This is a genomic window from Bradyrhizobium huanghuaihaiense (genome assembly GCF_007830635.1).
GTDB lineage: Bacteria > Pseudomonadota > Alphaproteobacteria > Rhizobiales > Xanthobacteraceae > Bradyrhizobium > Bradyrhizobium huanghuaihaiense.
In genome coordinates, this window is sequence record NZ_VLLA01000003.1 from 76,528 (window position 1) to 91,462 (window position 14,935).

Annotated in this window: 13 protein-coding genes and 1 pseudogene; 10 read left to right on the forward strand and 4 right to left on the reverse strand. The window is 65.6% G+C overall.

The window, feature by feature from the left end:
• Positions 1–16 precede the first annotated feature (16 nt).
• The 3 genes and pseudogenes from IQ16_RS07950 (at position 17) to IQ16_RS07960 (ending at position 3,073) form a co-directional block, all read left to right on the forward strand.
• The gene (locus IQ16_RS07950; protein WP_026312689.1) at positions 17–457 is read left to right on the forward strand and encodes an EamA family transporter; all 441 of its coding nucleotides are present in this window, start codon (positions 17–19) and stop codon (positions 455–457) included.
• A 66-nt stretch (positions 458–523) separates the two neighbouring features.
• Positions 524–1,797 (forward strand): annotated as a pseudogene (locus tag IQ16_RS07955) (MFS transporter).
• 25 nt (positions 1,798–1,822) lie between these two features.
• On the forward strand, positions 1,823–3,073 hold the full coding sequence (locus IQ16_RS07960) for an arsenic transporter (protein ID WP_018647354.1): 1,251 nt from the start codon (positions 1,823–1,825) through the stop codon (positions 3,071–3,073).
• 91 nt (positions 3,074–3,164) lie between these two features.
• On the opposite strand, the gene IQ16_RS07965 is transcribed toward IQ16_RS07960, so the two are convergent.
• Positions 3,165–4,529 carry an MFS transporter gene (locus IQ16_RS07965; RefSeq protein ID WP_018647353.1) on the reverse strand — a complete coding sequence of 455 codons (1,365 nt, stop codon included), beginning with the start codon at positions 4,527–4,529 and terminating at the stop codon, positions 3,165–3,167.
• A 24-nt stretch (positions 4,530–4,553) separates the two neighbouring features.
• Positions 4,554–5,318 carry a GntR family transcriptional regulator gene (locus IQ16_RS07970; protein WP_018647352.1) on the reverse strand — a complete coding sequence of 255 codons (765 nt, stop codon included), beginning with the start codon at positions 5,316–5,318 and terminating at the stop codon, positions 4,554–4,556.
• Between the two features lie 178 nt (positions 5,319–5,496).
• On the opposite strand from IQ16_RS07970, the gene IQ16_RS07975 reads away from it, so the two are divergent.
• Genes IQ16_RS07975 through IQ16_RS07985 form a run of 3 tightly spaced genes read left to right on the forward strand, consistent with a single transcriptional unit; the run spans position 5,497 to position 8,534 of the window.
• Positions 5,497–6,696, forward strand: a complete 1,200-nt coding sequence (locus IQ16_RS07975) for a mandelate racemase/muconate lactonizing enzyme family protein (protein ID WP_018647351.1) — start codon at positions 5,497–5,499, stop codon at positions 6,694–6,696.
• A gap of 12 nt (positions 6,697–6,708) precedes the next feature.
• Positions 6,709–7,476, forward strand: a complete 768-nt coding sequence (locus IQ16_RS07980; protein ID WP_018647350.1) for an SDR family oxidoreductase — start codon at positions 6,709–6,711, stop codon at positions 7,474–7,476.
• A gap of 26 nt (positions 7,477–7,502) precedes the next feature.
• Positions 7,503–8,534, forward strand: a complete 1,032-nt coding sequence (locus tag IQ16_RS07985) for an L-idonate 5-dehydrogenase (RefSeq protein ID WP_026312687.1) — start codon at positions 7,503–7,505, stop codon at positions 8,532–8,534.
• On the opposite strand, the gene IQ16_RS07990 is transcribed toward IQ16_RS07985, so the two are convergent.
• Entirely contained in the window at positions 8,531–9,397 is an 867-nt protein-coding gene (locus IQ16_RS07990; protein ID WP_018647348.1) for a DUF3280 domain-containing protein, read from the reverse strand. The genes IQ16_RS07985 and IQ16_RS07990 overlap by 4 nt on opposite strands.
• Positions 9,398–9,587: 190 nt before the next feature.
• Between IQ16_RS07990 and IQ16_RS07995 the strand changes: the two genes are divergently transcribed.
• Both IQ16_RS07995 and IQ16_RS08000 read left to right on the forward strand, forming a co-directional pair.
• Positions 9,588–10,973, forward strand: a complete 1,386-nt coding sequence (locus IQ16_RS07995; protein WP_018647347.1) for a HAMP domain-containing sensor histidine kinase — start codon at positions 9,588–9,590, stop codon at positions 10,971–10,973.
• Positions 10,970–11,632, forward strand: a complete 663-nt coding sequence (locus IQ16_RS08000; protein ID WP_018647346.1) for a response regulator — start codon at positions 10,970–10,972, stop codon at positions 11,630–11,632. Before IQ16_RS07995 ends, IQ16_RS08000 begins: the two co-directional genes overlap by 4 nt.
• Before the next feature lie 5 nt (positions 11,633–11,637).
• Here the strand turns inward: IQ16_RS08000 and IQ16_RS08005 are convergent, their stop codons facing one another.
• Positions 11,638–12,480 carry a hypothetical protein gene (locus IQ16_RS08005; RefSeq protein WP_020608103.1) on the reverse strand — a complete coding sequence of 281 codons (843 nt, stop codon included), beginning with the start codon at positions 12,478–12,480 and terminating at the stop codon, positions 11,638–11,640.
• Between the two features lie 546 nt (positions 12,481–13,026).
• On the opposite strand from IQ16_RS08005, the gene IQ16_RS08010 reads away from it, so the two are divergent.
• Entirely contained in the window at positions 13,027–13,908 is an 882-nt protein-coding gene (locus IQ16_RS08010) for an IclR family transcriptional regulator (protein ID WP_035667910.1), read from the forward strand.
• A gap of 36 nt (positions 13,909–13,944) precedes the next feature.
• The gene (locus IQ16_RS08015) at positions 13,945–14,916 is read left to right on the forward strand and encodes a Bug family tripartite tricarboxylate transporter substrate binding protein (protein WP_018647342.1); all 972 of its coding nucleotides are present in this window, start codon (positions 13,945–13,947) and stop codon (positions 14,914–14,916) included.
• Positions 14,917–14,935: the final 19 nt, after the last annotated feature.

Below are 14,935 nucleotides of genomic sequence, written 5' to 3' on the forward strand. Positions count from 1 at the left end.
AACGGATATCGATAACATGAAACCCGCCCTCCTCTCCGCCTGGCAGACCTGGGCGCTGCTGTCGGCCTGCTTTGCGGCGCTGACCGCGATCTTCGCCAAGGTCGGCGTCGAGAACATCAATCCGGACCTTGCCACCTTCATCCGCACCATCGTGGTGCTGCTCGCCTTCTCGGTTCTGCTGTTCTTCACCGGGCAATTCGTCGTGCCCTCGGCGGTCTCCTCAAGAACCTGGCTGTTCCTGGTTTTGTCGGGACTGGCGACCGGCGCCTCATGGCTCTGCTATTTTCGCGCACTCAAGCTCGGGCCTGCCACGCTGGTCGCGCCGATCGACAAGCTCAGCGTCGTGCTGGTCGCCCTGTTCGCGTTCGCCTTTCTCGGCGAGCGTCCAACGGCCCAGGGCTGGCTCGGCATCGCCATGATCGGCGCCGGCGCGGTGTTGTTGGCTGTGAAGTTCTGAAGCGATGCAAAAATGCCGCGACGTCCGTTTCTGCCCGGACGTTTCCGCTCGTCGATCGAGACACCGATGTCGAGCCAGGACCCCGATCTAACGAGGCGAGCCGGCCGCGCTCTGGATGCGGCCAATTTCTTCCTTGCCGACGTCCGCGACGGGCTCGGCCCCTATCTTGCCGTCTATCTCCTCACCGAGCAGCATTGGGACGAAGCGCGCATTGGCCTGGTGATGTCGATCGCGACGATCGCCGGCATCGTGGCGCAGACGCCCGCCGGAGCGCTGGTCGACGCGACGCGAGCGAAGCGAGCCGTGATGGTTGTCGCCGCCATCATGGTGACAGCAGCCTCGCTGTCATTGCCTTTGTTTCCGGCGTTCCTGCCGGTCGCGATCTCGCAAGGAGTAGCACAGGCTGCCGCCGTGATCTTTCCTCCGGCGATTGCGGCCGTCTCGCTCGGCATCTTCGGCCACGCCGCCTTTACCCGGCGGATTGGCCGTAACGAGACCTTCAATCACGCCGGCAACGCGGTCGCGGCGATGCTTGCCGGACTCTCCGCCTATTGGTTCGGACCGACCGTCGTGTTCTACCTGCTCGGCGCCATGGCGATCGCAAGCCTCGTCAGCATTGTCGCCATCCCCGAACAGGCCATCGATCACGACCTCGCCCGCGGGCTGCACGATGCCGACGGCGACAGCGCGCGCGAGCAACCCTCGGGCCTCGCCGTGCTGCTGACCTGCCGCCCCCTGCTCGTGTTCGCGATCTGCGTCCTGCTCTTCCATCTCTCCAACGCAGCCATGCTGCCGCTGGTCGGGCAGAAGCTCGCACTCCAGGACAAGAACATGGGCACCAGCCTGATGTCGGCCTGCATCGTCGCGGCGCAATTGGTCATGGTACCGTTCGCGATTCTGGTCGGCGCGAGGGCCGACCGGTGGGGACACAAGCGCTTCTTCCTCGCAGCACTCCTGATCCTGCCTTTCGCGGCGCGCTCTACACGCTCTCCGACAATCCGTTCTGGCTGGTCGGCGTGCAGCTCCTCGACGGCGTCGGCGCCGGCATCTTCGGCGCCATCTTCCCCGTCATCGTCGCCGACCTCATGCGCAACACCGGGCGCTTCAACGTCGCGCAAGGCGCGGTCATCACCGCTCAGGGCATCGGAGCTGCGCTGTCGACAGCGCTCGCCGGCTTCGTCGTGGTCGGCGCGGGTTACAGTGCGGCCTTCATCACGCTCGGTCTGGTCGCGGCGATCGGCGCCGTCGTCTGCCTCCTCGCCTTGCCCGAGACGCGGCATGGCGCCTTGCAGCCGCAGGGGAAGACAGCGCCGCCGACATCGGATATCGCTGCCGAATGAACCCGTTCCACATTGAGGACTGACCGTGCCGTCTGACGCCATCTGGGCCTGGAGCATCATTGTGCTTGCGACCGCAGGCGTCATTATCCGCCCGTTCCGCCTGCCCGAGGCGATCTGGGCGGTCATCGGCGCCGGCGCCCTCGTGCTGCTCGGTTTGCTTCCGTGGCAGGATGCGCTTGTCGGCATCGAGAAAGGCCTCGACGTCTATCTCTTCCTGATCGGCATGATGCTGATCGCCGAGCTGGCCCGGCTCGAGGGCCTGTTCGACTATCTCGCCGCGCTCGCGGTCGAATATGCAGGCGGCTCGCCGCAGCGGCTGTTCCTGCTGATCTATCTCGTCGGCACGCTGGTCACCGTGCTGCTCTCGAACGACGCCACCGCGATCGTGCTGACGCCGGCCGTCTATGCCGCGACGCGCGCGGCGGGCGCGAAACCGCTGCCCTATCTCTTCGTCTGCGCCTTCATCGCCAACGCCGCAAGCTTCGTGCTGCCGATCTCCAATCCCGCCAATCTCGTCGTGTTCGGCGCGCGCATGCCGCACCTCACTGAATGGCTGCGCCTGTTCGCCCTGCCCTCGGCGGCTTCGATCCTGCTCACCTATGCCGTGCTGCGCCTGACCCAGCACCGCGCGCTCAAGGAAGAGACCATCGCCCGCAGCGTGCCGCATCCAAAGCTCGGCCGCGGCGGCAAGCTGACGGCCGTGGGCATCATCGCGATCGGCGTTGTGCTGGTCACGGCCTCCGCGCTCGACAGGCAACTCGGCCTGCCGACCTTCATCTGCGGCGTGGCGACAGCCGCGATCGTGCTGCTGCTGAGCCGGCAATCACCGCTGCCTGTGCTGCGGGGCGTGTCCTGGAGCGTGCTGCCGCTGGTCGGCGGGCTCTTCGTCATGGTGGAAACGCTGGTCAAGACCGGCGTAATCGGGCAGCTCAGCGCGCTGCTGCACCAGGCGGTCGCACAATCGGTGCCGAAGGCTGCCTGGAGCGTCGGCATCGCCACCGCAATCGGCACCAATATCGCCAACAATCTTCCGGTCGGCCTTATCGCCGGCTCGGTCGCTGCCAGCGATCATCTGCCGGCGCCGGTCGTCAGCGCGATCCTGATCGGCGTCGATCTCGGACCGAACATGTCGGTGACGGGATCGCTCGCCACCATCCTCTGGCTGGTTGCGCTCCGGCGGGAGAAGATCGAGCTCAGCGCCTGGCCGTTCCTCAAGCTCGGTATGCTGGTGACGCCGCCCGCTCTGATCGCGGCGCTGGCGGCGGCGATCAGGTAGCGGCAGAGAATTCACTGCGATTGTTTGCGGTGCCTCAGCCCGTAGCGGGCGAGGCCCGATCGCGGCCATCAGGCCGCGACCGGGCAATTTGTCAGTCGTTCTCGTAGCCGTAGACTTCCGGCAGGATGAAGATCGCGGCGAGCAATCCGATCAGCGGGAAGATCGCGACCATCAGCGTGGCATTCGCCTGCCCGATCGCGGCGAACACCGTCGGGAACAGGAAGATCGCCAGGAACGACGGCAGCTTCACGAACATGTAGGCGAAGCCGCTGGCGGTGCCGCGATATTTCGGCTTGGCGACCATGGTTGGGATCGTCATGCAGTTCGAGGCGTCCCAATAATGGCCCCACAACATGGCGGCGGCCGCGAACGGCAGCAGGATCTTGTTGTCGGTGTAGAGCGCGAAGGCTGCGACCAGCAGCGAGGCCAGCACGATCGAGAAGCCGGCGATCGAGATGCCGCGGTGGCCGATCTTCGGCGTCAGCAGCGGACCGACCCAGCCCGACAATGCGGCGAACGAGAACAGCGCCATCGTCACCAGATTGATGCCGAGCACGCTCGACACGCCGACCATCACGAACAGCACCGGCAGGTAGAAGGCGAAGGTCGAGAACTCGCTCGCCTGGGTGAAACAAGCGATCCAGCCGTAGACCGTGGCGCGCCAGCGGATCGGATCCTTCTTGAGATCGGCGAGGAACGCGCGGGTCGAGACCTTCGGCACCTCGACGTCATGGTCCGGCAGCATGTCGAGATTGTCGTTGAACATCTCGCGCGCCACCCGCTTGGCCTCGCGATAGCGCCCCTTCTGCACCAGCCACACCGCCGTCTCCGGCACGTCGTGACGCATGAGAAGGATGATGAGCGCCGGCACCGCGCCGAGGCCGAGCGTCACGCGCCACAGCATCTCGTGCTGCATGTCGATCAGCAGGAAGATCACGATGACGCCGATGGTCATGACTTCGCCGACGGCGAACATGAACTGCCAGCGGTTGCCCATGACCTCGCGCTCACCCTTGGCCATGGATTCCATGATGTAGGTGTAGCCGGTCGAGATATCCGAGCCGAGCGGGATGCCGAGCAGGAAGCGGATCACGACGAGCCAGCCGACGCTGGGCACGAAGGCCTGCGCCAGCGCCAGCACGATGAACAGCACCATCGTCACCAGGAACATGACGCGGCGGCCGATCTTGTCGGACAGCCAGCCGCCGAGCAGCGCGCCGATCAGGGCGCCGCCCTGCGTGCCCGCCGCGGCAAGGCCGAGCATCAGCGGATCCGGATTGTACTGCTCCTTGATGAAGATCAGCACGAAGGCGATCGAGTAGAGATCCCAGGCCTCGACCAGGATCGAGGCCATCATCAGCCAGCCGACCTTGTTGCCCTTTGGACTGTAGTTCGTGATGAGGTAGCGGACCGCGGCTTCGCTCGCGGTCGGTTGTGGCATGGCCATTGTCTGCATGTTTGGTCCTCTCTTCAAAATTCTCTACGCGCCGAGCAGCGGCTCGATGCTGCAATCGAGCAGGCGCGGGTCGATCCCCGCCTCCATCCCTGCGAACATCTCGCCCATGTAGTCGATCAGCGCATCGCTGGCCTTCACGGCCTCCTCGACGCGGCGGCTGGCGACTGCACTGAGAATGGCGAGATGATGATCGATCGTGCCGGACAGATCGGCCTGCCCCGGCATGAAGCGATGATGGATGTAGCCGATGCGGCGATACAGCGTGTGCAGCGGCCGCAGCGTGTGCACCAGGAACGGCTCGCCGGCGGCCTCCAGCACCAGCGCGTCGATACGGCGGTCGATGCTGTTGAACTCGTCGAGTGTCAAAGTGGCGCGACGTTCGCGCAGCAGCCGCTCAATGTGCAGCGCCTGATTGCGGTGGGACAAGCTGGCGCGATCCGCCGCGAGGCGAATGACAAAACGCTCCATGTCGCGGCGGAGGCCAAGCAGCATGCGCTCGCGCGCGAGGTCGATCGGCGCGATGTGCAGGCCATGGCGCGGGCGGATGATGATGAGCGTATCGGCGGAGAGACGATTGACGGCGTGATGCACCGGCGTGCGGCCGAAACCGGTGATCTGCTGCAATTCCAGCATCGTCATGAACTGTCCGGGCTTCAGCTCGCAATGAACGAGCAGCTCCTCGATCTTCTGATAAGCGAGCTCGAAGAAGTTGAGACGGTTGCGCCGCGAGGGCCTGCCCTCGCCGTCGTCGTGTCTCACCACCTCGAGCGCGCGCTTGCGCCGTGCCATGTCGTCCTCTCCCGTCAGCCCGCGCTCTCGTTGCTGGGTGGCGCCTTGTTTGTGGCACCCTTAAAACATGTTGTGATATATTACAAGCAGGCGTAAGACTTCGACGCGATCTGCAACATGCTGCAGTGCGAAATGAGACGCCGGGCGCGAAGCGCCTTTCGATGGGAGGAGAGTTGCCGTGAAGATCACGTCGATTGAGACACTGCGCACCGAGGAATTTTCCAACGTCATCTGGGTGCGCATCCACACCGACACGGGACTGATCGGTCTCGGCGAGACCTTCTACGGCGCCGGCGCGGTCGAGGCGCAGATCCACGACACCTTTGCCGGCCGCCTGCTCGGCCGCAATCCGCTGCACATCGAAGCGATCCATCGCGACATGCTGAACCTGCCGATGGCGCAGTCCTCGACCGGCGTCGAATATCGCGCGGCCTCCGCGATCGACATCGCGCTGTGGGACTTGTTCGGCAAGGTCTGCGATCAGCCGGTGCACCAGATGCTCGGCGGCCTCTGCCGCGACAAGCAGCGCATCTACAACACCTGCGCCGGCACGCAGTATGTTCGCTCGACCAATATCAGCCCGGTCGCGAACTGGAATCTCGGCGCCTCCAAGGGCCCCTATGAGGACCTCGACGGCTTCATGAATCACGCCGACGCGCTGGCCGAAAGCCTGCTCGAAAGCGGCATCTCGGCGATGAAGATCTGGCCGTTCGATCCGGCGGCGCAGGAGAACAAGGGCCTCTACATCACCGCCGCGCAGATGAAGCAGGCAATCGAGCCGTTCGAGAAGATCCGGAAAGCCGTCGGCGACAAGATGGAGATCATGGTCGAGCTCCACTCGCTGTGGAACCTGCCGACCGCCAAGCAGATCGCGCGCGCGCTCGAGCCCTACAAGCCGACCTGGTACGAAGACCCGATCCGGATGAACTCGCCGCAGGCGCTGGCCGAATATGCCCGCTCGACCGATGTCTGGGTCTGCGCCAGCGAGACGCTGGGCTCGCGCTTCCCGTACAAGGACATGCTCGACCGCGACGCCATGCATGTGGTGATGGCGGACCTGTGCTGGACCGGCGGCCTCACCGAGGGCCGCAAGATCGCGGCGATGGCCGAGACCTATCACCGGCCTTTTGCTCCTCATGACTGCATCGGCCCGATCGGCTTCATCGCCGCCATCCACATGTCGTTCAGCCAGCCCAACACCTTGATCCAGGAATCGGTGCGCGCCTTCTACAAGGGCTGGTACAATGAGCTCGTCACCACGATGCCCGTGATCAAGGACGGCTATGTCTTCCCGATGGAAGGCCCCGGCCTCGGCGTCGACCTTCTGCCTGCTGTCTTCGAGCGCACCGATCTCACCGTGCGCCGCTCCAACGTCTGAGGAATTCTTGAGATGAGCACCTCCCTCTTCGATCTCTCCGGCCGCACCGCGCTCGTGACCGGCTCCTCCCGCGGACTCGGCCGCGCCATTGCCGAGGGCATGGCCAAGGCCGGCGCCAAAATCATCATCAACGGCGTCGATCCCAAGCGCGTCGAGCAGGCCGTCGCCGAGTTTCGCGCCGCCGGCCATCAGGCCGAGGGTGCTGCGTTCAACGTCACTGACGAGCCGGCGATCGTTGCCGCCTTCGAGCGTTTCGACCGCGAAGGCATTGCGGTCGACATCCTCGTCAACAATGCCGGCATCCAGCACCGCAAGCCGCTGGCGGAGTTCACCACCGACGAATGGCGCAAGGTCATCGAGACCGATCTCACCAGCGCCTTCGTGATCGGCCGCGAGGCGGGCAAGCGCATGATCCCGCGCAAGCGTGGCAAGATCATCAACATCGGATCGCTCGGCAGCGAGCTGGCGCGTCCCACCATCGCGCCCTACACCGCCGCCAAGGGCGGCATCAAGAACCTGACCCGCTCGATGGCGGTGGAATGGGCCCAGCACGGCATCCAGGCCAATGCGATCGGCCCCGGCTACATGCTGACCGACATGAACGAGGCGCTGGTCAACAATGCCGATTTCAACAATTGGCTGATGGGCCGCATTCCCTCGAAGCGCTGGGGCAAGCCGGACGAGCTGGTGGGCGCCGCGATTTTCCTCGCTTCCGACGCATCCACTTATGTCAACGGCCAGATCATCTATGTTGATGGCGGCATGATCGCCGCGATGTGACCGCCAAGACAACGAAGGAGCAAGCCATGCGCGCCGTCGTCATTCACGCCCCAAAGGACCTGCGGATCGACAACTACCCCGATCCGGCGCCCGGCCCGGGCGAGGTCCGCGTCAAGATCGCCAATGGCGGCATCTGCGGCTCTGATCTGCACTACTACCATCACGGCGGCTTCGGCGTCGTGCGCATCCAGCAGCCGATGGCGCTGGGTCACGAGATCGCCGGCGTCGTCGCCGCGGTCGGTGACGGCGTCACCAGCGTGAAATCAGGCACCCGCGTTGCGGTCAATCCGAGCAAGCCGTGCGGGCAGTGCCTGCACTGCCAGGAGGGCATGCGCAACCAGTGCCTCGACATGCGCTTCCTCGGCAGCGCGATGCGCTTTCCTCACGTGCAGGGCGGCTTTCGCGAGTTCATCACGGTCGATGCAACGCAGGCCGTACCGATCGCGGACAAGCTCTCGCTGGCGGAGGCCGCGGTCGCCGAGCCGCTCGCGGTGTGCCTGCATGCCGGCAAGCAGGCCGGCCCCCTGCTCGGCAAGCGCGTGCTGATCACCGGCTGCGGCCCGATCGGCGCGCTGATGATTCTTGTGTCGCACTTCGGCGGTGCATCCGAGATCGTGGTGACGGATGTGGCCGACGCGCCGCTCGCGGTCGCAAAGAAGCTCGGCGCCACGCATGCGATCAACGTCGCGGCCCATGCCAGCGCGCTCGATCCGTGGCGCGCCGGCAAGGGCGAGTTCGACACGCTGTTCGAGGCTTCCGGCAATCAGGCGGCGCTCCGCACCGCGCTCGACGTGCTCAGGCCCGGTGCCACGCTGGTGCAGCTCGGCCTCGGCGGCGAGATGACGCTGCCGATCAATTCGATCGTCGCCAAGGAGCTGCAGCTGCGCGGCACCTTCCGCTTCGATCCCGAGTTCGAGCTGGCGGTGCGGCTGATGGGCGAAGGCCTGATCGACGTGAAACCGCTGATCACGGCGACCATGCCGTTCGAGAACGCGGTCGCCGCCTTCGAGCTCGCCAGCGACCGTTCGCAGTCGATGAAGGTGCAGCTGACCTTTTAGGGTTTCGCCTGGCTCTCGATCAACCGGTCGCTGACCAGCCGCACGGCGCCCCGTTTCCAGGAATAGTCTGCGCCCATGCGCAGGCCGCTGTCGCCGCGCGCCAGCACCGCACCGGTCCTGGAATCGCGGAGCTGGAAGCCCAGCGTGTATTCGGTGCGGCTGACCCGCCGCACCACGCCGATCAGCGACTGGTCGGCGCCGAGCTTTTGCGCAATCGCCGCCTCGCAGCCGCCACAGTCGCGCAAGGCGGGCACCTTCGCCGCCTCACCGCTGACATCGACGATGCGGTAACGGCCGGACTGGCTGAGCGACTCGCGCACGCCAGCGGTGACTTCGGCCAGATACCACGCATCCGACGCGGCCGAGGCGCCCACCGACGCCGCAGTCGTGTCCTCGAGCTCGAACTCGAACACCGCCAGCGCGACCGGCGCAGGCGTAGCGAGCGCGGCCATCACCTCGCGGGAGACAAACATCTCGGCGCGCTCCCAGGATTCATCATTGTCGCCGCGGAAGGTGTAGAGCTTGTCCATCACGAGCTTCTTGGCGCCGACATCGATCACGGCGACCTTGGCCCATTGCACCAGCGTGCTGGTCTTCTGGATGCCGCCGATCACCTTGAACGCCGCCCCGTCCTGGGCCGATGCCGCGAGCCGGTAGCGACCGTCCGCACTGACATCCCGCCTGAGGGCGGCCATGAATGCCGACAGCCGCCGCTCATGGGCCGCGGTCTGGTTCGCCGGCTCGGCCGACGTGTCGGTATAGCTGAAATCGTCCATGGCAACGCCGATGGCCTCGGCACCTGCCGGCGCGTGAGAGAGGACGAACAGGAGAATGGCAGCGAGAATCAACCGGGAGCGGTGCATGAACGCCTCGTGGGATGGAGCGGCCCGCAAATCTGGACGGCTAGGTTGAGACCACGCAGCCGTGACTGTCCCGACGAACGCCGGGAAAATTTCACGACATTGCACTGCGGTACGGCGGGAACGCTTCCCGCCGCCTGCGTTCTGCCGTTTAATACGGCGCGACAATTCCGTTCGCACCAGGTGCCTGCCGATGTGGAACCGCCCGAGGTTCGATCTGAAGGTTCGTCTGACGCTGCGCGTGGCCGCCATATCGGCCGCCTGCTTCGCCGCGATCTCCGCCTATTTCCTTGTCACGGCTGACCGCGCGGCGCATGCGCGCAGCGACAGCATTGCCGCCATCGTGGCAAAATCACTGGAGCTGCAGCAAGGCAAGGTCCAGTGGGTGGCAAACCCGCGCTCGGACTTTCCAAACCTTGATCCCGTCGCGGCCTACGTGATGACGCCCGGTCTCTGCCTGGCATTCCGTGGCCCCGGCGGCGACATGCTCCAGCGCTTCTGCAGCGGCGCGCCTGCCCCGGCGAACCCGCCGCCGCAGGCCTTCGCCGCGTTCTATCGCAGCCTGTTCGACCCCGGCCGCGAGGCGGCGCGGCCCGTGGTCGTGCGCGGCACCAAGCTCGGCGAGACCGTGGTCTCGGTCGATCCAGCGGTGCAGACGGCGGAGGCCTGGCACGAGGCCGGCCGCCTGATGCTCGCGCTCGCGATCGCATTGCCGCTGCTCTGCGTGCTGGTGTACGCGGCGCTGGCGCGCGCGCTGCGGCCCACCCGCATGATCCGCACCGGCCTGGAACGCATCGCCGCCAATGACCTCACGACGCGGCTGCCGCCCTTCGACCTCGCCGAGCTCTCCGCCATCCGCGACGTCTTCAACCATCTCGCCCAAAGCCTCGACACCGCGCTTGCCGAGCGCAGCGAGCTGACGCGAAAGCTGATCGCGCTCCAGGACGAGGAGCGCCGCCATCTCGCCCGTGAGCTGCACGACGAGTTCGGCCAGTCGCTGGCCGCCATCCGCGCGCTGGCCTCCTCGGCCCGCCAGACCGCCGCGCAGGAGTGCCCGTCCCTGCTGTCCGAATGCGACGGTATTTCGCGGACCGCAACCGGCATGATGGAGACCTTGCGCGGTGCGCTGTTCCGGCTGCGGCCGCCCGACGTCGAGGAGCTCGGGCTCGTCGCCAGCCTCGAAGGGCTGGTCGCCGGCTGGAACGGGCGCAGCCGCGGCGAGACGCGGTTTTCGATCCGTTTCGACGGCGCCTTCGAGACCCTGCCGGCCGCCGTCAGCGCCAACCTCTATCGCATCGTGCAGGAGGCCCTCACCAATGCCGCCAAGCACGCCGGCGCCACGAAAGTGAGCCTGGAATTGACGATGCGACCCGATGAGATCGCGCTTGCGATCGACGATGACGGACGGTCGAACGAGCCCGCCGCGAAATCGGGCATGGGCCTCCTCGGCATGCGCGAGCGCGTCGCGGCGCTGCGCGGCCGGCTGAGCTTCGAGGCCGGACCGAACGGCGGCTCCGCGCTGCGTGTCGTCATTCCGCTAGAGGCCTCCGATCGGCAGCTATTGGATCACGCGGCATGAGCGCGGGCGATGCCACCATCCTGCTGGTCGACGACCATTCCGTGGTGCGCGAGGGCTATCGCTCGGTGCTCCAGAAGCAGCCGGGCCTGCGCGTCGTCGCGGAAGCCTCCGATGGCGCGGAGGCCTACCGGCTGTACAAGTCCGAGGCGCCCGATCTCGTCATCATGGATCTGAGCATGCCCGGCATCGGCGGCATCGAAGCCGTGAGGCGCATCCGGCAACGGGACAAGGGCGCAAAGATCCTGGTCTTCACCATGCACCAGAATGCCGGCTTCGCCGTGCAGGCGATCCGCGCCGGCGCCAGGGGCTACGTCACCAAGACCAGCCCGCCCGAGACGCTGGTGCGCGCGGTGATGGACGTGCTCGCCGGCCGGATCGCCATCAGCCCCGACATCGACCACGAGCTTGCGCTGAGCCGGCTCGCCGGCGAGAGCTCGGCGGCCGACGTGCTGACGCCGCGCGAGTTCGAGGTGCTGCGGCTGCTGCTCGCCGAGAGGACGACGGACGAGATCGCCGAGACGCTGCATGTCAGCCCGAAGACGGTGGCGAACCTGCATTCCCTGATCAAGGACAAGCTCGGCGTCGGCTCCGACATCGAGCTGGTCCGCCTGGCGCTGCGCCAGGGACTGCTGACGCAGGTCGATCTGGGCGAGGCCTGAAGCGCTCAGGCGAGATAGCGCGTCAGATAGCCTTCCATCGCGTAGAGCGCGCAGAGCGCGAGGCTCGACCACACCGCGGCGCTGAAATACAGGAACATCCAGGTCAGCTCGCCCTTCCAGTGCGCGATGTCGTGTGTCACCACCCAGCGCGTCGAGACGTCATGCAGGCCTTCGAGGAAACCGAGAAATCTGTTTCCCTCGGCGTGCCCTGCCCGCCAGCGGCTGAGATACATCGGCACGTCCACGGTGACGAGGAAGGCGAGGAAGCAGGCTATGCCGACGATGCCGGCCATCAGCGCCCAGCGCACGGGCCCCTGGAATTCCGGCATCAGGCGGCACAGCGCGATGCCTGCGAGGAAGAAGGTCACCGCCCACAGCGAGTTCTCGATCGCGTTGTAGAGGAAGTTGGTCGTCACCACCGCGTACCAGGAGAAGCACTCGGCGATGATGATGATGGGCACGATCACGAGCGCGATGTTCACCGCGGTTTCCGCGCCGGTCATCTGACCCAGCTGATGCAGGATGATCGCCCATTGCGCGACGAAGCAGAGCTCGGCCACGGTCGCAACGGTCCGGCCGACGAAGATGCTCGACAGCCAGGTGTCGAACAGGCAGATACGCTGCACGTCGGCGCGCGGCAGCACCGAGCGGAAGGCGCAGCCGAACACATAGCCGGCGCAGAGCAGGAACATCAGCCCGATGTCGGAGCCGCCACTGATGCTGCCCGCGACCGTCGGGTAGAACTCACGATACAGCATGAACCAGACGAGAATGTTGGCGCTGCTCACAAGCGTCAGCGACCCCCACCACCACGCGAGGGGATTTGACCGCGCCTGCCACTGCAACATGAATCGCTCCGCCGTAATCGATATTTCATTCCGCGGCAGCAATTCTGTCATAAATCGGCAGCACAGCGCGACAGAAATCGATGTCATGATACTGTCATAATAGCGCTGCGCGCTGTCATATTCGCGGAAGGCTTCTGAAAGTTTCGCGATGGAAAGCGCCCGTCCGAATCATGAGTATGAATCACGACGACTCTTTCGGCATCGCAGATATGTCCCGCTGATGCGGACGACGAAGCGAGCGCTCGGCGCTACTCAATCATCTTGATCTCCTTCCAGCGTTCGCCGCTCTTTTTCTGCATGGACGCGAGAATTTGGCGAAGACCTGGAGCGTCGACGGAGTCGCAGCAACGACAAACCTCTTTGCCCAAGGCGAGGAGATCACGACGTTTCATGGATGGCCCCAAGAAACATCGGCAATCCAAGGCCGCAGAACGACGCTCCTTAATTGCGATGAGCGTAGAAGCCGCGCTGTCCACATATCGGACAGAATTAAAATATGCTCTATATCTATTCGACAATATTGGCTTGTTCGTCCATAAGAAGCCTATGGCCCAAACTATTCGGTCCAAATCGCCCCAAGCTTCCTCGTCCGCCGCCGCGGTGCTGGCGTCGCGCGGCGACGATGCCGCGTTCGCGACGACACTCGCAAAGGGCCTCGTGGTGCTCGAAGCCTTCAAGGCCGGGACGACGTTGCTCGGCAACATGGAGCTGTCGATTCTGACGGGGATTCCGCGACCGACGGTGGCGCGGCTGACGCATACGCTCGCCGAGCTTGGCTATCTCCGCTACGATGCCGATCGCGCCAAATATCGCGTCGGCGCGCGCACACTTCGCATGGCGCATCCGCTGCTCGCCGATATGCAGTTCCGCCAGGTCGCGCGACCCATGATGCAGGAGCTTGCGCAGAGCGTGCGCGGCACCGTCTCCATCGGCCTGCTGGATGCGACCTCCATGATCTATGTCGAGACTGCGCGCTCCGGCGACGTCGGCCCGCACGTCCCCGACATCGGCATGCCCATTCCCGTGGTCATGACGGCAATGGGCCGCGCCGCGGCTGCAACCTTGCCGCAGACCGATGCCGCACTCCTCGAACAGCGCCTCGCAAGCGAGGACGCCGAACTCTGGTCAGCCTTCCGCGAAAAATACCGCGCCGGTCTTGTGCAATGCGCGAGCCGTGGCTTCTGCGTCTGCTGGGGCGAATACATGGCCTCGATCCACGCCGTCGCGGCGCCGCTGTTTCACGCGAGCGAAACTAGGCAGTCGTTCTCGATCAATTGCGGCATCCCCGCGTTCCGGCTCCAGCCGGGCCAGCTGGAGGGCGAAATCGGCCCGCGCATCGCGGCACTCGCCGATAGCATCCGCGCCATCGTCGGCACGGCAAGGCCGGCGGCCGAGACAAAACAAAGCAAGAAGAGGGCCAGGAGATGAACAAGAACACTGGCGCTCCACCCCCGGGAGGCCGACATGACCATCACACGCCGAACATTGCTGGGCACCCTCGCCCTTTCCCTGTCCATTCCATTCTCCGCGCAGGCTGAAGACGCCTGGCCGTCGCGCCTGGTGCGGCTGATCTCGCCCTACGGGCCCGGCGGCTCCAACGACATCTCGCTGCGCCTCCTTGCCGAAGAGCTCGGCCGCAGCCTGCACCAGCAGTTCATCGTCGAGAACAAGCCGGGCGCCGGCACGCGCATCGCGAACGATCTCGTCGCGCATGCGCCGGGCGACGGCTACACCTTTCTCTACGTCGCAGCCCCCTACGCCACTGCCGAGGCGCTGTTCGGCAAGCTCACTTACGATCGCAGGGATCTTCAGCCCGTCGCAATGGCGGTGATCGCGCCGCTGTTCCTGATCATCAGCGCCGAGGCGCCGTTCAAGACGCTCCCCGAGCTGATCGCCTACGGCAAGTCGAAGCCTGACGGGCTGACCTTCGCCTCGCCCGGCGCCGGTTCGCAGCCGCATCTCGCCGGCGAGCTGCTGTTCCGCGATGCCGGCGTCAAGGGACTCAATATTCCCTTCCGGGGTGATGCCGCCTCCTACACCGAACTGCTTGCGGGGCGCGTCGATGCCACGCTGACGGCGCTGCCGACCGCGCTGCCCTACATCCAGAGCGGCAAGTTCAGGGTGCTTGGCGTTGCCTCCAGCGAACGCAGCCCGCTCTATCCGCAGGCGCCGACCTTGCGCGAACAGGGCTTTTTGAGCGTGATCGCGGCCGGCTGGTTCGGCGTCATGGCGCCGGCGACGACGCCGCGGCCGATCGTCGACAAGCTGCAGGCCGAAGTCGCGCGCGTGCTTACCGAGCCCGCCGTGAAGGACAGGCTCACCGCGCAGGGCCTGGAGGTGCGCACCGGCACCGCCGCCGAATTCGGCCAGTTCATCGACAACGAGACGCAGAGATGGAGCGTGCTGATCCGCGAGGCCGGATTGAAGGGGGAGTGACGGTACACGCCGTCATTCC